12 protein-coding genes and 8 pseudogenes are annotated in these 20,804 nt (G+C 35.0%); 19 read left to right on the forward strand and 1 reads right to left on the reverse strand.

The genetic code is table 11. The annotated features are described in order from the left end of the window. Positions 1 to 240 precede the first annotated feature (240 nt). The 19 genes and pseudogenes from JCM7501_RS10760 to JCM7501_RS10845 all read left to right on the forward strand — a co-directional run bounded on the left by JCM7501_RS10760 (position 241) and on the right by JCM7501_RS10845 (position 20,364). Positions 241 to 2,151, forward strand: a complete 1,911-nt coding sequence (locus tag JCM7501_RS10760) for an OPT family oligopeptide transporter (RefSeq protein ID WP_028992468.1) — start codon at positions 241 to 243, stop codon at positions 2,149 to 2,151. Between the two features lie 52 nt (positions 2,152 to 2,203). Then, positions 2,204 to 2,542: a PqqD family protein gene (locus tag JCM7501_RS10765; protein WP_012994965.1), complete on the forward strand. Its 339-nt coding sequence runs from the start codon at positions 2,204 to 2,206 to the stop codon at positions 2,540 to 2,542. 18 nt (positions 2,543 to 2,560) lie between these two features. After that, the gene (locus JCM7501_RS13035) at positions 2,561 to 2,710 is read left to right on the forward strand and encodes a hypothetical protein (RefSeq protein ID WP_156202119.1); all 150 of its coding nucleotides are present in this window, start codon (positions 2,561 to 2,563) and stop codon (positions 2,708 to 2,710) included. Between the two features lie 194 nt (positions 2,711 to 2,904). Then, positions 2,905 to 3,231 carry a phage holin family protein gene (locus JCM7501_RS10770; protein ID WP_012994967.1) on the forward strand — a complete coding sequence of 109 codons (327 nt, stop codon included), beginning with the start codon at positions 2,905 to 2,907 and terminating at the stop codon, positions 3,229 to 3,231. 5 nt (positions 3,232 to 3,236) lie between these two features. Then, positions 3,237 to 4,201: pseudogene (gene gpr / locus JCM7501_RS10775) on the forward strand (GPR endopeptidase). Positions 4,202 to 4,271: 70 nt separating this feature from the next. Continuing rightward, on the forward strand, positions 4,272 to 5,456 hold the full coding sequence (gene spoIIP, locus JCM7501_RS10780) for a stage II sporulation protein P (RefSeq protein WP_028992470.1): 1,185 nt from the start codon (positions 4,272 to 4,274) through the stop codon (positions 5,454 to 5,456). Between the two features lie 99 nt (positions 5,457 to 5,555). Further along, positions 5,556 to 7,729 (forward strand): annotated as a pseudogene (locus tag JCM7501_RS10785) (hypothetical protein). A 12-nt stretch (positions 7,730 to 7,741) separates the two neighbouring features. After that, a complete protein-coding gene (locus JCM7501_RS10790; protein ID WP_028992472.1) occupies positions 7,742 to 8,860 on the forward strand; it encodes a glycosyltransferase family 4 protein in 1,119 nt (372 codons plus the stop codon). 3 nt (positions 8,861 to 8,863) lie between these two features. Then, a complete protein-coding gene (locus tag JCM7501_RS10795; RefSeq protein WP_013150150.1) occupies positions 8,864 to 9,133 on the forward strand; it encodes a hypothetical protein in 270 nt (89 codons plus the stop codon). A 32-nt stretch (positions 9,134 to 9,165) separates the two neighbouring features. Beyond that, the gene (gene lepA, locus JCM7501_RS10800) at positions 9,166 to 10,977 is read left to right on the forward strand and encodes a translation elongation factor 4 (protein WP_013150151.1); all 1,812 of its coding nucleotides are present in this window, start codon (positions 9,166 to 9,168) and stop codon (positions 10,975 to 10,977) included. Further along, a pseudogene (gene hemW, locus JCM7501_RS10805) lies at positions 10,974 to 12,100 on the forward strand (radical SAM family heme chaperone HemW). Before lepA ends, hemW begins: the two are co-directional and overlap by 4 nt. A 94-nt stretch (positions 12,101 to 12,194) precedes the next feature. After that, positions 12,195 to 13,225 (forward strand): annotated as a pseudogene (gene hrcA / locus JCM7501_RS10810) (heat-inducible transcriptional repressor HrcA). Between the two features lie 13 nt (positions 13,226 to 13,238). Next, positions 13,239 to 13,826 (forward strand): nucleotide exchange factor GrpE, encoded by a 588-nt coding sequence (gene grpE / locus JCM7501_RS10815; protein ID WP_028992474.1) that lies wholly within the window; start codon positions 13,239 to 13,241, stop codon positions 13,824 to 13,826. 17 nt (positions 13,827 to 13,843) lie between these two features. Further along, positions 13,844 to 15,681: pseudogene (gene dnaK / locus JCM7501_RS10820) on the forward strand (molecular chaperone DnaK). A gap of 55 nt (positions 15,682 to 15,736) precedes the next feature. Continuing rightward, positions 15,737 to 16,896: pseudogene (gene dnaJ, locus JCM7501_RS10825) on the forward strand (molecular chaperone DnaJ). Between the two features lie 27 nt (positions 16,897 to 16,923). Further along, positions 16,924 to 17,849, forward strand: a pseudogene (gene prmA, locus JCM7501_RS10830) (50S ribosomal protein L11 methyltransferase). 6 nt (positions 17,850 to 17,855) lie between these two features. Further along, a pseudogene (locus JCM7501_RS10835) lies at positions 17,856 to 18,590 on the forward strand (16S rRNA (uracil(1498)-N(3))-methyltransferase). 118 nt (positions 18,591 to 18,708) lie between these two features. Continuing rightward, positions 18,709 to 18,987, forward strand: coding sequence for an ACT domain-containing protein (locus JCM7501_RS10840; RefSeq protein WP_028992476.1), 279 nt, complete (start codon positions 18,709 to 18,711; stop codon positions 18,985 to 18,987). Between the two features lie 9 nt (positions 18,988 to 18,996). Beyond that, entirely contained in the window at positions 18,997 to 20,364 is a 1,368-nt protein-coding gene (locus JCM7501_RS10845) for a PFL family protein (protein WP_028992477.1), read from the forward strand. 173 nt (positions 20,365 to 20,537) lie between these two features. Here JCM7501_RS10845 and JCM7501_RS10850 read toward each other — a convergent pair whose 3' ends face one another. Then, on the reverse strand, positions 20,538 to 20,777 hold the full coding sequence (locus JCM7501_RS10850) for a thioredoxin family protein (protein WP_012994983.1): 240 nt from the start codon (positions 20,775 to 20,777) through the stop codon (positions 20,538 to 20,540). Positions 20,778 to 20,804: the final 27 nt, after the last annotated feature.

Consider the following 20,804-nt stretch of genomic DNA (forward strand, 5'->3'; position numbering starts at 1 on the left):
TTTTAAATCTAAATTAAAAGAACGTTTGCATTTTTTTAGAATAAAAGGTATAATAATTTAAAGGGAATTATAACTTAAAGTTTTAACCTTTCCTGAGCGTGTTTGTTTTCATTTCAGCCATGTCTTTACTACGTATCCTTATGTCGTAAAACAGACAAGGGGGTGAAAAGTAAATTAGAGTAAGAAGGAACTAATTAACTTTTTTAAGATTAAGAGATGATAAAGAAGGAGGAAGATTAAGTGGAAAAAAAGAAAAAGCTCTCAAAGCAAGCTTATAACGGTGCTTCCGGAAATGAATATACTCCGTATATAGCTGCAGATCAGATAATAGCAGAGTTTACGCCTTTTTCGTTCATTGTCGGTATCATTCTTGCTATAGTTTTTGGTGCCGCCAACGCATATCTAGGGCTTAGAGTGGGCATGACCGTAAGCGCTTCCATACCAGCGGCGGTAGTTTCAATGGGAATTGTTAGAGGTATTCTAAAGAGGGATTCAATTCTGGAAAATAATATGGTTCAGACCATAGCCTCAGCAGGAGAATCTTTGGCTGCAGGTGTTATTTTTACTTTGCCTGCCTTGTTTTTGTGGAAAACAAACCCTAGTATTATGAAGATTTCCACCATAGCCATTATCGGCGGAGTCCTGGGAGTTCTTATGATGATACCTCTTCGACGCTTCCTGATTGTCAAAGAACACGGCGTGCTTCCCTATCCAGAAGGTACAGCCTGTGCGGAAGTTCTAGTTGCCGGCGAGGTCGGTGGAGTAAGCGCAAAGACTGTTTTTGAAGGGCTAGGTATCGGTGCGTTCTATAAACTGCTGGCTGACGGATTGAAACTTTTTCCCTCAGAAATAGAATGGAAGATACCAAGTTATAAAGGAGCCGCAATTGGCGGTGACATCCTGCCATCCCTCTTGGGTGTAGGCTTTATAATCGGCCCCAAGATTGCGGCATACATGCTATCTGGTGCTGTACTGGGATGGTTAGTTTTCATACCGCTTATCTCGCACCTAGGCAATTACATTCCTCAAGCTATTTATCCGGCTTCGGTGCCTATATCCGAGCTCGATCACTGGGGTATATGGAGTTATTACTTGCGTTATATAGGTGCCGGGGCAGTGACTTTTGGAGGTGTTGTAAGCCTAGTTAAGGCACTGCCAACAATAGTAAACGCCTTTACTCAATCCGTTTCCGGTTTCAGTATGAAAGGCGAAAACGGATCACAGCGTCGTACTGATGATGATTTAGCTATGAAATGGGTTTTATTTGGCGTTTTAATCCTGATTATAATTATTGCATTTTCTCCACTTATTCCAGTGGGAATAGTTGGAGCGATACTCATTGCTATTTTTGGCTTTTTCTTTGTTACGGTATCTTCACGTATTGTTGGCATAGTTGGAAGTTCCTCTAATCCGGTATCCGGTATGACTATCGCCACCTTGCTATTCACCACAGTTATTTTTAAGGCTATTGGTTTTACCGGCGTAGAGGGTATGGTTGCTTCTTTGAGCGTAGGAGGTATTATTGCTGTAGCTGCGGCGATAGCCGGCGATGTCTCCCAGGACTTGAAGACTGGTTTCCTGGTGGGAGCTACTCCTAAGCGCCAGCAGATTGGTGAGCTGATAGGAGTTATAGTTTCAGGGCTGGTTATTGGTTGGATTCTAATAATGCTCAACAATGCATACGGCTTTGGTAGCAAAGATCTTCCAGCTCCCCAGGCTACTTTGATGAAAATGGTTATCGAAGGCATTATAGAAGGCAACCTACCATGGGCTTTGGTTTTTGTTGGTTTTGGTTCAGCAGCGGTGATAGAGCTGTTAGGTATACCCTCATTGCCATTTGCCATTGGACTTTATTTGCCAATTCATCTAAGCACTCCTATCATGCTTGGCGGTTTGATAAGAGGCATTCTCGAAAGAAGAGAAAAATCCGATGAAGTTTTGAAACAGAAAGTCGAAAGAGGAGTACTCTATTCTTCGGGTCTTATAGCCGGGGAAGGCATAATGGGAATCCTGATTGCTGCATTAGTAGCTGCTAACATCGACATAGGTATTGGAAATAATGTGTTGGGGCAGTGGGGTGGACTGGTATTGTTCTTAATAATGATGTATACTCTTATTGGGAAATCCTTTAAAAAGGTAGAACTTGAATAAGAGGAAGGGGAGTCCCTTCCTCCACTTTTTTCTTTTTTAGGAGGTTAATCTATTGAGAAAAGATCAAAATTTCATGTTAATGACCCCTATCCGCAACGATAAAATCTCTTGGTTGATAAAAAAAGACGGTCTTATTCAGCTTAAGATAGCTAGAAAGGGGCTACTATTCAATATCCTAAAATTTTTTTACCGGGATCTTCCTGAAAATATATACCGTGACCTTGATGAAATTGGATCTGAGGTATGGAGGCTTTGCGATGGGCAAAACACAGTTTACGACATTGCTACCAAACTTTCAAATAAATTCGGTGCAAAGGTAGAGCCACTCTATCCCAGATTGGTAACATACTTAAAAATTCTTAGACAAAACGGATTGATATATTTTAAATAAGGAATAACTAAAGAGGATATGGAGTTGTTTTCGTTAGAGTATGCACAATTTTTACAACAGCGTGTTTATAAAGAAGATAATATTCTTTACATGATGCCAGGTGTACATTTGCCTGAGAAACAACAGAAAAAACTTTTAGAGAAGTTTGAAGAAGTTAAAAACTGGTAAACACGTTTTTATTTTACAAAAAAAATTTTAAGTCGAGTTTTCTCCAGTATTTTAAGGCCGTAAGGCTTTTTTTTATTTGGATTAGCGGTATACATGGCTATATTTAGAGGCGGAGGTAGCGAAATGTAAAAAATACAATTATACATGGTATAAAATTTGTCAATTTGTTAATCATAATTAGAGGAGGTGATTTGATGTTACAAACTATTATACGTTTCATTGTATCAGCTATTGTGCTATTGGTGGTGGGATATCTTGTACCTGGCTTTAGTGTTGCAGGCTTTTGGGGAGCTCTTATTTCAGCTGTGGTAATAGCTTTGTTAGGTTATATTGTAGAATTAATATTAGGGAAAAATATTTCACCAAGGAGCCGTGGTTTAGTAGGATTTTTCGTGGCGGCAGTAGTTATATACGTTTCTCAGTTTATTGTTCCTACCATTCATGCAACAATAGTTGGTTCACTAATTGCTGCTTTTGTGATAGGATTGGTTGATGCCTTTGTACCTACAGAGTTGAGGTGATGTAGATGTACAGTATAAGGACAGACCTGGCAGTAGAAGCGAGAGAATTATACAAAGAAAGAGAGATTCCAGGAGTAAAGGTAGATGAAAAACATCTAGATGGCATAAAGGTGACAAAGGTCAAAATTTTAAATGAAGAAGGAGAAAAAGCAATGGGAAAACCGGTGGGGGACTATATAACTATTGAGGCCCCCGGTCTCATTGAAAGAGATTTAGATTTAGAAGAAGAAGTTGCGAAAATTTTGGCGGATATAATTAAAGAAATAGCTAATTTAACAGTGAATACACAGGTTTAGTAGTAGGATTAGGTAATTGGAATGTAACTCCTGATGCATTGGGACCTCGTGTAGTTTCCAATATCGTAGTAACAAGGCATCTAAAGGAATATGCACCTCAACAGTTTGGCGATGAAATTCGGTCTGTCAGTGCAATTTCTCCAGGAGTTTTAGGGATTACCGGAATAGAAACGGCTGAAATTTTAAAAGGGGTAGTTGACAGAATAAAACCTGACTTAATAATTACAATTGACGCTTTGGCTTCGAGAAGATTAGAGAGATTATCTACTACTATTCAAATTTCAAATACAGGTATAAGCCCAGGGTCTGGAATAGGTAATAGAAGGCTTTCAATTACTGAGCAAAGCTTAGGGATACCCATAATAGCCATAGGGGTTCCTACAGTAGTAGATGCAGTAACAATTGCTAACGACACCATCGAATATTTAACAGAAGAGTTACTAAAACAGACCAAAGAAGAAAGCCCTTTTTATGGAGTACTTAAGAATATGAGTCAACAAGAGAAATACAGTCTCATTCAAGAAGTTTTGGCACCTTATGTACATAATCTTGTAGTTACTCCTAAAGAAATAGATTTATTGGTGCGAAATATAGCTTCAATTATATCCAGAGGAATAAATCTTGCACTGCAACCTGGTCTTACAGAAAGGGAAATGAATCAATTACTTCATTAAACATAAAGTACTAAAGCACCTCTTGATGGAATATTTATAAAATATAAAAACCAAAGAGAGGTGCTTCTTTTTGTACAGGTATTATAGCTTATCAAAAATAAGTAGGATAATGTTTGTAGTTTTGGTGATAATAAACGTTTTTCTTTATAATTGGATGACACAATCTTATAAAAATGAGTATAAACAGGTAATTAGTGATTCTTTTTCAGAGGAGTATGATAGATTAGAGAGTTTATTTGTAACTTCGATAAATTATAGCCTACCGATAATAGAAGTAGCTTTTGCATCGCAAGGCTATACAGGAAAGGATTTAACCTTTTCTTCTTTATTAAATGCCAAGGTTAAAGATCCTATTAATATATTGAAATTTCAACTTCCAATTTTAGCAGTGGTGGATTTTAAAAAGGTAGGTACTAATTATATACAGAATAACAATGCCCAAATAAACCCTTCTTCTAATAAGAATTTCCTTGATACTAATTTACAAAGTGACAAAAACATGTCTCAAACACAGGAAGATGAAAAACCAGCTTTAAAAAATATAGATAATAGTAAACCCTATATTTTGATATATCACACTCATACCATGGAGGCTTATGCCGCGACAGAGAAAAACAAATATATAGCAAAGCACGGTTATGACAGGACAGATGACTTAAATTATACTGTGGCAAAAGTAGGGGATTATCTTGCCGAATATCTAAAAAATGAAGGAGTCTCTGTATTACACGATAAAACTATCCATGATTATAACTATGACAAATCCTATGTAAACTCTTTTGCAACGGTCAGCAAAATTTTAAAAGAGCATCCTTCTATTAAAGTGGCGATCGATTTACATAGAGATGGCTATGGTGCTGTTATGAAACCAGGGGTAGAAACTATTCCTGTTTTGAGCAGTTTGCAAAATCAAGAATTTAGAAAAAAATATGTGATGGATTTAAACGGAGAAAAAATAGCAAAAGTTTCTTTTATTATAGGTTCAAGAAGGACACCGGAAATGAAAGAAGATTGGAGAAAGAATTACGAATTTGCCAAAAGGGTAAGTGATAAATTAAATGAGCTATATCCTGGCTTATCTTTAGGAGTACAGGTAAAGCCTTATAGTGAATATAACCAGCATCTTCTTGAGAAATCGATACTGATTGAATTAGGGAGTAATTATAATACTTTAGAGGAAGCAATTGCAACTACAAAGTATCTGGCTAAAGCCATATATGAAGTAATAAAACAGCAACAGGATTTTGAGCAGTGAAAACTGCTTTTTGTTTTATAGTGATAAGAGTGTTGATATTAATTAAAAAAAAAGGTTAAAATAAATTACTGTAATTATCAATGATTTAGGAGGTTCTTTATGAAATTTGTAGCAAGAATAATTGGAGTGGTTTTGGCGTTTTTAATCCTTTGTAGCACTTTTTCTTATGGACAAGTAAATAGTATGAAAAATAGAAAAATAGTTATATTTATTGTAGATAGAGTTAATTTAAATGACTATGTTGCAAATGACCTTCCTAATATAAAATATCTCATGGAAAATGGTACATATGGACTTATGACGGTGAATTCCGACGGAGGTAGGTCTCCTGAAAATGTGTATATGACAATTGGCTGTGGGACAAGAGCTGTAGGTTCTGAAGAAGCTTCCCTTAATTTTAACGCTTCTGAAATAGTAAATGGAGAACAAGCCGCTACAATTTTCAAAAGGAATACGGGTATTAAGCCACAAATATTTAATATAGTAAATCTAGATTTTGCTCAAATTGAGAGAAATAACCTAACTAGAAGTCACATTATAGTACCTGGTCTATTAGGTACTCTTTTAAAACAAAATGGAAAAACTGTTGCTGTGTTTGGCAATGAAGATACTGGTGTAGAACGAAGAAGATATGCGCCTCTTATAGTAATGGATGAAAAAGGAATAGTAGACTTTGGGGATGTGAGTGACAATGTCTTAAAAAGGGACCCTTTAAGCCCTTTTGGAATTATGACAGATTATGATGTACTTTATCAAAAATATACAGAAATGAAAGAAAAGCCTGACTTAACAGTTTTTCAATTAGGAGATACGATAAGAGCGAATGATTACCATGAGTATGCAATGGATAAAATTAATGAAAGAAATAAAAAAAGGGCTTTATATAAAGCAGATGAATTTATTGGTAAAATTATAAAAGAAGGCAGTCCCAACACCTTATACATTGTCTTAACTCCACTTCCTCCATCTAAAGACATGGGGCAAAAAAGTTATCTAACTCCCATAATACTTTTTGGACCAGGCTTTACCAAAGGGTATGTTACTTCAGACACAACAAAAAGGGTGGGTATTGTAACAAATACAGATTTAATGCCGACAATTTTACAGTTTTTTGATATTCCTATACCCACTTTTTTGACGGGACATCCCCTTTATAATTCTGGTTACAAAGGAAGTGTAGACAAATTATTATCCGAAAGTCATAAACTAGTTTTTAATTACACTTATAGGCCTATTTTTTTGAAGATTTATGTAGTTTTAGAGATAATAATTTTAATTTTTAGCCTATTAGTTTTGCTGTTTTTAAAAAAATATGCTGTGTATTTAAAACCACTGTTGTTTTTTGTTTCTACTATTCCTCTGGCTTTTTTGCTATTACCTTTGTTTAATTATACCAGTTTATCCCATAGTTTCGTTGGAATATTATTTTTGACAGCAGTAGCAATTATTGCAATTCATGAAATTAATCCTTATGGTTATTATTTCTATGCTATAATAGGCTTGATTACTTCCCTTGTTTTATTAATTGACCTTGTAACGGGACAGTATTTGCTGAAAAATTCCTTTTTAAGCTATGACGTCATAGGAGGAGCACGCTTTTATGGCATAGGAAACGAGTATATGGGGATATTGATTGGAGCTGTCTTATGTTTTACTACAATGGCTTTTGAAATTTTTTCGAATAAAAGCTGCTTTTAGCTATAACTACAATGATATACGCACTGGTATTCTATTTTATTGCAGCTCCAAATATAGGCACAAATGTGGGAGGTGCGATATCGGCCTTTGGAGCTTTTGCTGTGGCATTGTTACTTTTATATGATAAAAAAATTAACGTAAAAAATCTATTGTATATTGGTATAGGGATAGTTTTAATGCTTTTTGGGCTGTTTTACTTGGATTCTTTAAGACCAGTTTCTCAACAAACTCACATAGGACAAACTTTTGCTTTAGTAAAAAGCCAGGGTATAAAATCTTTATTACAAATTTTTGAAAGAAAGCTTTTGATGAATTATAAGCTCATAAAATATTCCATATGGTCAAGAGTGTTATTGACACTTATAGGTGTTTTACTGGTTCTTTTTTTCAAACCTGTGGGAGTTTTGAGGGAAATTTTTAAAAAGCATACTTACATTGGAACGTGTTTTGTAGCAACGATTATAGGGAGTGTTTTTGCGCTTATTTTTAATGATTCAGGAATTGTAGCGTCAGCTACAATGATGGTATTTGTTGGACCTATGCTAATACATTTTGTTATTGAAGAAATGGCTTAAAAAGGTGGTTTCATGAAAAAAATAAGGATATTGCAAATTGTGAGAAAATCAGAAGGGGGAATAAAAAAACATTTATTGTCACTGGTGAGATTGCTAGACAAAAATAGGTATGAAGTGGCTGTTTTGTGTTCTTTTGACGAAAAAACTCAAGAATATCTTAAAAGGTTGGGGATTGCAGTATATAATGTTGGCATTGGAGACGGACTTAGTTTAAAAAAAGACTATAGGGTAATAAGGTTTGTACAAAAAGCAATATATGAGTTTAAGCCAGATATTGTTCACATGCATGGGGCAAAAGCTTCATTCGTAGGAAGAATTGCATGTTTTGCTATGCCTGTGAAAACAGTAGTGACAATCCACAACTTTGCAAATTACGATAATATGAATTTTTACAAAAAGAAACTTCTGTTAAGTTTGACAAAAGTTCTAGACAAAAAAACCCACCAGTTTATTGCTGTTTCTAAAGCATTAAAAGAAGATCTAGTCGTAAATCAAAAAATAGAGAAAAACAAAATAAAGGTAGTGTACAATTGCATTGATACTTCTTTTTATGAGGAAACAACTCTTAATTTAAAAGAAAAATTCAATTTGCCACAAGACTCATTTATTGTAGGAAGTATAGCAAGACTTATTCCTGCTAAAGGTGTTCAGGATTTAATAAAAGCGGCTTCGATTTTAAAAAATATAAATGCCTATTTTTTTGTAGCAGGAGATGGTCCTTTTAAAGAAGAATTACAAAAAATGATTGAGAGTTTAAATTTAAAAGACAGATTCTTTTTACTAGGGTATAGAAATGACATTCCTTCTTTTTTGAGAAATCTTGATTTATTTGTGCTTCCTTCTCATGAAGAAGGATTTGGAATTTCTGTAATTGAAGCTTTAAATGAAGGTATCTCTGTCATAGCTACAAAGGTGGGAGGTATTCCAGAAATAATACAAGATGGTGTAGAGGGAATTTTGGTAGAAAAGGAAAATCCTGAAGAGTTGGCAAATGCTATAGAGAAAATTTTAAAAGATGAAAAGTTGAGAAAAAATATGAGTGTAAAGGGAAAAGAAAGTGCGAAAAAATATAGTTGCGATAAAATGATTGAACAAATGCAACAGATTTACGAAGCTTTGAAAGGAAGGTAAAAGATGAGACTTACAAGGACAAAAGAGAGAAAAAAACAAATTCGAAAAAAGAGACTTGTAATCTTTGCTCTTTTATTGTACATTGTTATTATGATGATAGGGCTTGTAATAGCTGATTCTTCCTTTAATGAAATTACTACAGGAGTGAGGAAAGTAAATATATTTGGCGTATATTCAAATAAAGAAAAGATAATTGTAAAAATTTTTGGTAAGGAGTCGGTTATTGACATAGGTAGATTGAGCCAATATTGTAAAGACCGATTTTTGAAATGAGGTGTATTCTTTAATTTTTGAGGAGGTACACAATGTCAGAAAGGATGGAGTATATTAGAAATTTTTGTATTATCGCCCATATAGACCATGGTAAATCTACTCTGGCAGATAGACTTATTGAGAAAACGGGTTTTCTTTCTGAGAGGGAGACAGATAAGCAAATTTTAGATAATTTAGAATTGGAGAGGGAGAGAGGAATTACTATAAAGTTAAAGCCTGTAAGGATGATTTATAAAGCTAAAGACGGAAATGAATATGAACTTAATCTTATTGATACCCCTGGGCATGTGGATTTTACTTACGAGGTATCCAGAAGCATTGCAGCATGTGAAGGAGCTCTGCTTGTAGTAGACGCTACACAAGGAATTGAGGCGCAAACCCTTGCTAATGTGTATATGGCTTTAGAACATGATTTAGAGATAGTACCTGTGATAAATAAAATAGACCTTCCTTCAGCAAATCCTGAACTTGTAAAAAAAGAAATTGAAGACGTGATTGGGATTGACGCAGAAGATGCTTTGCTTACCTCTGCTAAAGAAGGCATAGGTATAGAAGAAGTTTTAGAAGCCATTGTGAATAGAATTCCACCTCCAAAAGGTGATGAAAACAAGCCTTTAAAAGCGCTAATTTTTGACTCTTTTTATGATAACTACAAAGGAGCAATAAGCTTTGTAAGGGTAGTGGATGGAATTGTTAAACCAGGGATGAGAATAAAAATGTTTTCTACTGGCAAAGTTTTTGAAGTTACAGAAGTGGGAATGTTTAGACCTAACCTTTATCCAGTAGAAGAGCTTAAAGCAGGTGAGGTTGGCTACATTGCTGCTAGCATAAAAAATGTAAAAGATACTCGCGTAGGAGATACAATAACAGATGCAGACAATCCCACTGATTCTCCACTTCCTGGCTATAAAGAAGTAGTGCCAATGGTCTTTTGTGGCATTTATCCTGCGGATGGACAAGACTATGAAAATTTAAAAGAGGCTTTAGAAAAACTTCAGTTAAATGACGCGTCACTTGTATTTGAACCTGACACCTCTGCTGCCTTAGGTTTTGGATTTAGGTGTGGCTTTTTAGGGCTTTTACACATGGAAATAGTTCAAGAAAGGTTGGAAAGGGAGTACAACTTAAATCTTGTTACCACTGCACCGAGTGTAATTTACAAAGTTTACAAAACCAATGGAGAAGTATTGGATTTGGACAATCCTACAAAAATGCCACTTCCTACTCAGATAGATCATATCGAAGAGCCAATTGTGGAAGCAACAATTATGGTGCCTACTCAATATGTAGGGGCAGTTATGGAGCTTTGCCAGGATAGGCGGGGAATATATTTAGGAATGGAATATTTAGAACAAACTCGCGTACTTTTAAAATATGAAATGCCTTTGAATGAGATAATATACGACTTTTTTGATGCTTTAAAGTCACGAACAAGGGGTTATGCCTCTTTCGACTATGAGCTTAAAGGATATAAAGAATCTAACTTAGTAAAATTGGATATTTTAATAAACGGTGACTTAGTAGACGCTTTATCGATGATAGTTCACAAGGATAAAGCCTATGAAAAAGCGAGAAAAATTGTAGAAAAGTTAAAAGAAAATATTCCAAGGCATCTTTTTGAAATCCCAATCCAGGCGGCGATAGGCTCTAAGATTATTGCAAGAGAGACTGTAAAAGCTTTGAGGAAAAACGTTCTTGCCAAGTGCTATGGAGGAGACGTAACTCGTAAGAAAAAACTTTTAGAGAAGCAAAAAGAAGGCAAAAAGCGCATGAGACAGGTGGGAAATGTTGAAATACCTCAAGAGGCTTTTATGTCAATATTGAAGTTAGATGATGAAAAATGAAGGAGATAGGATTATACATTCACATTCCTTTTTGTAAAAGAAAATGTTATTATTGTGATTTTAATTCTTATGCAGGCTATGATTATCTTTTTGAGGACTATATTCGGGCACTACTTATGGAAATAGAATCAAACTCTACAAAAGATTATAATGTAGTTTCAGTTTATATAGGAGGTGGTACTCCTAACCTTTTGCCTCCTTATTATATAGAGATGATATTAAAGTCTGTATTTAAATATTATAAATTAGTTGATGATTGTGAAATCACTATTGAAATGAATCCCGGACTTATTACTGAAGAAAAATTAGAAATTTACAAAGTAAATGGAATAAACCGTGTAAGCATTGGACTTCAAGCTTTTCAAAATAGGCTTTTAAAATATATAGGAAGAATTCATACAATAGAAGAATTTCTTGAAAATTATGAGTTAGTGAAAAAGTTCTTTGACAATATAAATATTGACCTGATGTACGCTCTTCCTACTCAAACCTTCAAAGAGTGGCAAGAAACTTTAAAAGAAGTAGTAAAATTACAGCCGACCCATATTTCTACTTATAGCTTAATTTTAGAACCAAACACTTCCTTTTACAAACTTTATGAAAAAGGACAGTTGCCTGTAGTTGATGAGGAAAAAGAGCTTAGCATGTACCATTGGGGTATAGAGTTTTTAAAAGAAAAAGGCTACCATCATTACGAAATATCTAATTTTGCATTACCCACATTTGAATGTCGCCACAATATTTTATACTGGCAATGCAAAATTACTTGGGATTTGGTGCAGGAGCCCATTCGTATATGGAGGATGTAAGATATAGTAATATTGAAGGCACAAAAGACTATATTAAAGGCATTTTAGAAAGAAAAAGTGCAGTTAAGGAAAAAATAAAATTGACAAAACAAGATAGAATGGCCGAGTTTATGTTTTTAGGATTGAGAATGACAAAAGGAGTGTGTGACAAGGATTTTAAGAAAATATTTGATGTTAGTTTATTTGAAATTTATAAAAAAGTAATACAAAAATATTTAAAAGAAGGTTTAATTAAGGTTGATAATGAGTGTGTAAAACTTACTGAGAGGGGAATTGATGTCTCTAACGTCATTTTTGAAGAATTTCTGCCCTAAATGAGTATTGACAAAAAATTATAAGAGTGGTATTTTAAAAACGTGAATTAGCACTCAACTTGATTGAGTGCTAATAATACATGGGGTGGTGAAAATGCCGTTAGATGATAGGAAGAAAAAAATACTATATGCGGTTATTACTGATTATATTATGACGCAGAGCCAATAGGGTCGAGAACAATAGCTAAGAAGTACAATATAGGCTTAAGTTCTGCTACTATAAGAAATGAGATGGCAGATTTGGAGGAAATGGGATATTTAGAGCAACCTCATACTTCTGCAGGAAGGATACCTTCAGATAAAGGATATAGATTTTATGTAGACAGCATTCTTCGAAATTATATAAACAATGAACCTCCAATTAGTTATAATACTCGCGAGGAAATAATAGCGGAATTCGATGAGATTGTAAAGAAATACGCAAAAATTTTGGCTAACATTACTCACCATACTACAGTTGCTAAAATGCCAAAGTTGAACCCTGATAGAATAAAAAGAATTCAACTTATACCTGTTGCTTCTAATAAAATGATTTTTTTAGTAGTAACAGACACAGGGATTGTAAAAAATTACTTGCTTAATTTGTGCCAAAATGTAGATAGAAATATCTTTGAGTTTTTAAACAATTTGTTAAACGAGAAAATTGCCGGAAAAAATGAAAAAGATGTTTTTGAGTTTTTACAACAGGATTTAAGGCATATGTTAGGAGAGATGGTTTTTATAGCCGACGAATTGATAAACACTATACTTTTGAGCTTGAAGCAATTACAGGAAACGGATATTTATGCGGATGGAACTTCTCATATTTTAGATTTTCCTGAGTATAAAGATTTAAGCAAAGCAAAAAATTTCTTCAACCTTTTAGATAACAAGTCTTTATTAAATGAAATTTTAGAACCTGAAGTAGATTTTATAGATGTGAGAATAGGAAGCGAAAACAAGTTTGAGGAAATGAAGGACTTAAGCGTTATAAAAACTACTTATAAGATTAACGGTCGTGTGGTGGGTACAATAGGAATTATAGGGCCTACAAGAATGGATTATAGAAAATTAATTAATGAAATCAATGTTATGACAAAAGAGCTTTCGAATCTTTTATCGAATATATACAATGATGAAATATAATGAGGTGATATAAGTGGAAGAAGTAGAAAAGGAAATTAACAAAGAGGAGGAAAAGGATGTTAATAATTTAGATTCAAACGAACAAATGGAAGGACCTCACGAAGATGAACAAGCACAGCAACAGCCACAGCAGCAAACGGTAGATGAAATAGAGGAACTAAAGCAAAAACTTCAGCAAAAAGAAGTTGAAGCTCAAGAATATTTAGATATTGCACAAAGGTTAAAAGCAGAATTTGAAAATTACAGAAAGAGAACAGAAAAAGAAAAATCAGAAATGGTAGAATACGGGAAAGAAACAGTAATTTTAGAACTTTTGCCTATTATGGATAATTTTGAAAGAGCTTTGGCGAGCAGTGGAGATTATAATTCTCTAAAAGAAGGGATAGAATTAATTTACAGGCAGTTTAAAAAGATATTGGATAAATTTGGCGTGAAAGAAATTGAAGCAGAAGGGCAAATTTTTGACCCCTACAAACACCATGCTGTAATGCAGGAAGAGGTGGAAGGAAAACAGCCCAATGAAATTATTGAAGTTTTCCAAAAAGGCTATTATCTAAAAGATAAAGTAATAAGACCAAGTTTAGTAAAAGTAGCAAAATAAAAAGGAGGTTGAAAAAGATGGGGAAAGTTATAGGAATTGACTTAGGAACTACTTTTTCTTGTGTTGCTGTTATGGAAGGAGGCCAACCAGTAGTCATACCTAATGCTGAAGGGGCTCGTACTACGCCTTCAGTTGTTGCTTTTACCAAAGAAGGCGAAAGGTTAGTAGGGCAAGTTGCAAAAAGGCAGGCAATTGTAAATCCTGATAGAACCATAATGTCTATAAAAAGGCACATGGGAAGTGACTACAAAGTAAAAATTGACGATAAAGAGTATACACCTCAAGAGATTTCTGCAATGATTTTACAAAAACTCAAAGCCGATGCAGAAGCATACCTAGGTGAGAAAGTTACACAGGCGGTAATTACTGTTCCTGCTTATTTCAATGACAGCCAAAGACAGGCTACAAAAGACGCAGGTAGAATTGCAGGCCTTGAGGTTTTGAGAATAATAAATGAGCCGACAGCTGCTGCTTTGGCATATGGACTTGACAAAGAGGGAAATCAAAAGATAATGGTTTATGACTTAGGTGGTGGTACTTTTGACGTTTCTATTTTGGAAATAGGAGAAGGAGTATTTGAGGTTTTGGCTACAAGTGGTAATAACCACTTGGGTGGAGATGACTTTGACCAAAGGATAATAGATTGGCTTGCTGACAATTTCAAAAAAGAACATGGAATTGATTTAAGAAATGATAGAATGGCGTTGCAAAGGCTTAAAGATGCTGCAGAAAGAGCAAAAATAGAGCTTTCTTCTGCAACAGTAACTAATATCAACTTGCCATTTATTACTGCTGATGCTACGGGGCCAAAACATATAGATGTAAATCTTACAAGAGCAAAATTTGAAGAATTGATTTCCGACCTTGTAGAATCAACAGTAGGTCCTGTTAACCAAGCATTAAACGATGCAGCTTAAAGCCTTCTGATATTGATAAAGTTCTTCTCATTGGTGGTTCTACAAGAGTGCCATTAGTACAGGAGACAGTAAAGAAAATAATGGGTAAAGAACCTCACAAAGGAATTAATCCAGATGAAGCAGTGGCCATAGGTGCAGCTATACAGGCGGCAGTATTATCTGGAGAAGTGAAAGATATCCTTTTACTTGACGTAACACCTTTGTCTTTGGGAATAGAGACCTTAGGTGGAGTATTTACTAAGATTATAGAGAGAAACACCACGATACCTACAAGAAAAAGCCAGATATTTACCACTGCAGCGGATAATCAGACTTCTGTTGAAATACACGTGTTACAAGGCGAAAGACCTATGGCAAAAGACAACAAAACTCTTGGAAGGTTTATTTTGTCAGGAATTCCACCAGCTCCAAGAGGAGTGCCTCAAATTGAAGTGACTTTTGATATAGATGCCAATGGAATTGTACATGTTTCTGCAAAAGACTTAGGTACTGGCAAATCACAGGATATAACAATTACTTCGACAACTAATTTGTCAGAAGAAGAGATACAAAGGATGATCAATGAGGCTAAACAATATGAAGAACAAGACAGAAAGAAGAAAGAAGAAATCGAAATAAGGAATAAGGCAGATTCTCTTATTTATCAAGCCGAAAAAACAATGAAAGACCTTGGGGATAAGATGACGCAAGCAGAAAAAGACGAAATTAACAAAGAAATAGAAAATGTGAGAAAAGCTCTTGAAGGAAGTGATATAGAAGCGATTAAAAGTGCCTCTGAAAAACTTTCACAAGCTTTCTACAAAGTTTCTACAAGAATATACCAACAAGCTGGAGGACAAACGGGAGGAGCTACAAATACAGATAGTGCTGGACAAGGTACAACACAGGACAATGTCTATGAAGCCAACTATAAAGTGGAGGATGATGATAATAAATAATGTAGAACCAGGTTTTACCTGGTTCTAATTTGCGTAATGAAAGGCAGGTGAGAAAGTGGCTAAAAAAGATTTATATGAAGTATTAGGAGTAGATAGAAATGCCACAGAAGAGGAAATAAAAAAAGCTTATAGAAGGCTTGCTAAAAAATATCACCCTGATTTAAATCCTGGTGACAAGGAAGCTGAACAAAAATTTAAGGAAATAAATGAAGCTTATGAGATTCTTTCAGATCCTCAAAAAAGAGCTAAATATGACCAATTTGGAGACGCGGCTTTTGAGCAAGGTGGTTTTGGCCAAGGTGGATTTGGTCAAGGAGGTTTCGGAGAAGGCGGTTTTGATTTTGGAGGCTTTGGAAGTTTTGGTGATATATTTGGGGACATATTCAGTGATTTCTTTGGTACAGGGCGAAGAAGAGCAGAAACAGGTCCTCAAAAAGGGAACGATATAAGGTATGACCTTACTTTAACTTTTGAAGAAGCAGCTTTTGGGACAGAAAAAGAGATAGAGGTTGAACGATTTGAAGAGTGTGATGTATGTAAAGGGGTAGGGGCAAAGCCAGGCAGTAAACCAGCGACTTGTCCTGTATGTCATGGAACTGGTGAGGTGAGAACAGAACAAAATACTCCTTTTGGAGGATTGTAAATATAAGAACTTGCTCTAGGTGTCGTGGTGAAGGAAAGATTATTACTGACCCTTGCAACAAATGTAGTGGTACAGGTAGAATTAGAAAGAGGAGAAAAATTAAAGTTACTGTACCAGCAGGAATAGATGACGGACAAATGCTTACCTTAAGAGGGGAAGGAGAGCCAGGCTTAAGAGGAGGTCCAAAAGGGGACTTGTATCTTATAATTCGCGTAAAGCCCCACGAGTTGTTTAAAAGAGAAGGATACAATGTGTATTTGAAAATGCCTATAAGTTTTACTGATGCAGCTTTGGGGGGAGAGATAAAAATTCCTACACTGGATGGACCAGTTAGCTTTACAATACCAGAAGGAACTCAGACAGGGACCAAGTTTAGGTTAAGGGGAAAAGGAATTCCCCACATAAATGGAAGAGGACGCGGAGACCAAATTGTAGAAGTTTATATTGATGTGCCTAAAAAGTTGACAGAAAAGCAAAGAGAATTGCTGAGAGAATTGAGAAAATTAGAGGGCGAGACTTCGACGGAATCAAAATCCTTTTTTCAAAGGATGAAGGATGCTTTTGGCGGATAATAAATTTAAATTAAAGGTGTGAAAAGAATGAAATGGATTGAAGTACAAGTTACAACTATACAAGAAGCAGAAGAGGCCGTGACAAATATCATGCACGAATTAGGTGCTGGCGGTGTAGTTATAAAAAACCCGAATGATGTAAAACTATTGGCGCAAAGTGATAATTGGGATTATATAGAGCTTCTCTTTTTGAAGAAGAGGGAAATATTAAGGTTTTTGCCTATTTTCCTATTGCTTCAGATACTATAGATAAAATAAATATTTTAAAAGATAGAATTGTAGAACTTAAATCTTTTGGAATTGATATAGGAAATTTTGACTTAAAAGTTTCAGAAGTGGATGAAGAGGACTGGGCAAATAATTGGAAACAGTATTATAAGCCTCTAAAGATAGGGAAGAAAATAGTGATTAAGCCTTCTTGGGAAGAATATGTATCTCAAGGAGAAGAGATAATTATCGAGTTAGACCCCGGAATGGCTTTTGGCACAGGCACCCATGAGACCACAAAGATGTGTTTGGAACTTTTAGAGGAAATTGTGATGCCAGAAAGCATAGTTTTTGATATAGGTTGTGGTTCAGGTATACTTAGTATCGCTAGTAGTAAATTAGGAGCAAAGGAAGTTTATGCGGCGGATATAGACGAAGTTTCTGTGGAAGTAGCCAGACAAAATGTAGAATTAAATAACTTACAAAATGTGAAAGTATTTAAAAGTGATTTATTAAATGAATTTGACGGAAAAGCTGACATTATAGTGGCAAATATTATTGCTGATGTGATAATTAAGTTGTCGACAGAGGTTCCTAAATACTTAAAAGAAGAGGGCTTATTTTTAGCTAGTGGTATAATAAAAAGTAGAAAAAAAGAAGTCATGGAAAAAATACAGCCATTTTTTGAGATATTGCAAATAAAAGAAGAAGGAGAATGGTGTACAATATTATCAAGGAAAAAGTGAGTTATTATGAGGAAATTTTTTGTTGATAAAGAAAAAATAAAAGAAAATTTTGCCTATATAGAGGGAAAGATACTCATCACATAATAAATGTTCTTCGATTGAAAAAAGGAGATGAAATTGTAATATCTGACGGTTCTACTGAATATCAAACATCTATTTATGGCGTAGAAAAAACAGAGTAATTTTATTTTTAGAAAGCAAATTACAATCGAATACTGAAAGTTCAATTGAAATTGCATTATTTCAGGGTTTGCCCAAGTCAGATAAAATGGAATTAATAATTCAAAAGTGTACAGAGATAGGAGTTAAAAAATTTATTCCCATTATAACTCGCTATTCGGTTGTAGATATAAAAACAGCAATTTAAACAAAAAAATTGAAAGATGGAATAAGATATCTCGGGAAGCCTGTAAACAATCGGGCAGAACGTCATTGCCCGAAATTTGTATGCCTATTTCTTTTGAGGAGGCATTAAAGCAAATTGAGGAATTTGACTTATGTATAATCCCATACGAAAAAGAAAAAACTTTAAAATTAAAAGAAGTATTAGATGGAGTAAAAAATATTAAAAAAGTTGCTATTTTTGTAGGTCCTGAAGGAGGATTTTCAGAAGAGGAAGTTGATTTGGCTTTAAGGTATAGCGCTAAACTTGTGAGTTTGGGACCGAGGATTTTAAGAACAGAGACAGCAGCTATTAGTGTGTGTTCCATAGTGATGTATGAGTTGGGAGATATGGGTTAACAGTAGGAACACAAAAGTTATATTACATAAAACTACGAAAAAACAATTAAAAAATGTATATTTGCAAATATATTCGCACTATAGTATACTATACAGAATAGGGCAAGGAGTGGTTTTGGTGAATGTGCAAAGAGCGATTATATCCATAATTGGAGTAGACAAAGTCGGTATTATTTACTCTGTTTCAAAATTGTTAGCTGAAGCAAATATAAATATTCTCGACATCAGCCAGACAATTTTAAGGGATATATTTACTATGATTATGATTGTTGATATATCAAATAGTACAGTGGAATTTAATATTTTAAAAGAAAACTTAAATTCTCTTGGAGAGAAAATGGGACTTAAGATTGATATTCAAAAAGAAGACATATTCAGGGCAATGCATAGACTGTGAGGGATTGATATGAGATTTGCGTTTGATGAAATAGAAGAAACCATACGTATGGTACAAGCTGAAAAACTTGACATAAGAACTATAACAATGGGTATAAATTTAAGAGATTGCGTAAGCGATAATGTAGAAACTTTATCAAATAAAATATACGATAAAATTACAAAAAAGGCAAAGAATCTCGTAAAAGTAGCAAATGACCTTGAATCAGAATTTGGCATACCTATTGTCAACAAACGCATTTCTGTAACACCAATAGCTTTAATTTCCGAAAGCGCAAAAAGCACGGAAGATTTTATAAAAATAGCAAAGGCACTGGATGCTGCAGCAAAAGAAGTCGGGGTTAATTTCATCGGAGGGTACTCGGCACTTGTACACAAAGGTTTTACTGATGGTGATTTAAGATTAATAAATTCAATACCTGAAGCATTATCTTCTACTGAACGGGTTTGTTCTTCAATCAATGTAGCTACAACAAAAGCAGGTATAAATATGGATGCCGTAGCTTTAATGGGGAAAATAATTAAAAAAACCGCCGAACTTACAAAAGACAAAGACGGAATAGGTGCAGCTAAACTTGTAGTTTTCTGTAATGCGCCGGAAGACAATCCATTTATGGCGGGTGCTTTTCACGGTGTAGGTGAAGGCGAATGCGTCATTAATGTTGGCGTAAGTGGACCAGGCGTAATTTTAGCAGCACTTTCAAAGCTTGATAACAAAGCTGATTTTGGTCAAATTTCCGAAATTATTAAAAAAACTTCCTTTAAGATTGCACGTGCAGGTGAACTTATAGGAAGGCTTGCAGCAGAAAGATTAAACACATCTTTTGGCATACTTGACCTGTCGCTTGCACCAACTCCCGAAATTGGTGATAGTATCGCAAACATACTTGAAGCAATGGGACTTTCAAAATGCGGTGCACCTGGTACAACAGCAGCACTGGCGCTCTTAAATGATGCCGTCAAAAAAGGCGGTGTAATGGCATCATCCTATGTTGGAGGTTTAAGCGGTGCTTTTATACCTGTAAGTGAAGACGCAGGAATGATAAGCGCTGTTGAGGCAGGTGCGCTATCAATAGAAAAGCTTGAAGCAATGACATGCGTGTGTTCTGTTGGGCTTGACATGATTGCAATACCTGGGGACACGCCAGCCGAAACTATATCAGCAATAATTGCAGATGAGATGGCAATAGGCATGATAAACAAAAAGACAACAGCTGTAAGGATCATCCCTGTACCCGGCAAAAAAGAAGGAGACCATGTCGAATTTGGTGGACTTTTGGGACACGCACCTGTTATGAAAGTAAACAATTTTTCCGCCGATACATTTATAAAAAGAGGTGGCAGGATTCCTGCTCCGCTTCAGAGCTTGAATAATTAATTCTATAAGAAAATAAAAATCACCTTATTCATTTGAGATTTTCAACAAGGTTTCATCAGAAGGACGGAGCTTGCCAATTTGTTGACGATGAAGCTTACAAGTTGGCTAACTATGCAAAAGGGTTTGTTTCTGAAGTTTATGAAGTAGAGTAAGAGGTGCAAAAATCGCACCTCTTATTTTGTATATTCTTCAATGTATTTTTTAATTTCATCTTTTGTTGCAACTCTGCCTGCAACTTTGACTTCTTCATTAATCACAAGAGCAGGTGTAATCATTACGTATTCTATAATTTTATTTAAATCCTGAACTTTTTCGACTTCTGCTTCAATTCCTAGTTCTTGTAATGCAGCCTTTGTATTTTCCTCCAAAGCTTTGCACTTTGCGCATCCCATTCCAAGAATTTTAATATTCATTATATTTTCCTCCTTTAATTTCATTTA

The sequence above is a fragment of the Thermoanaerobacter thermocopriae JCM 7501 genome, assembly GCF_001310975.1.
In the GTDB taxonomy this organism is placed as follows: Bacteria; Bacillota; Thermoanaerobacteria; order Thermoanaerobacterales; family Thermoanaerobacteraceae; genus Thermoanaerobacter; species Thermoanaerobacter thermocopriae.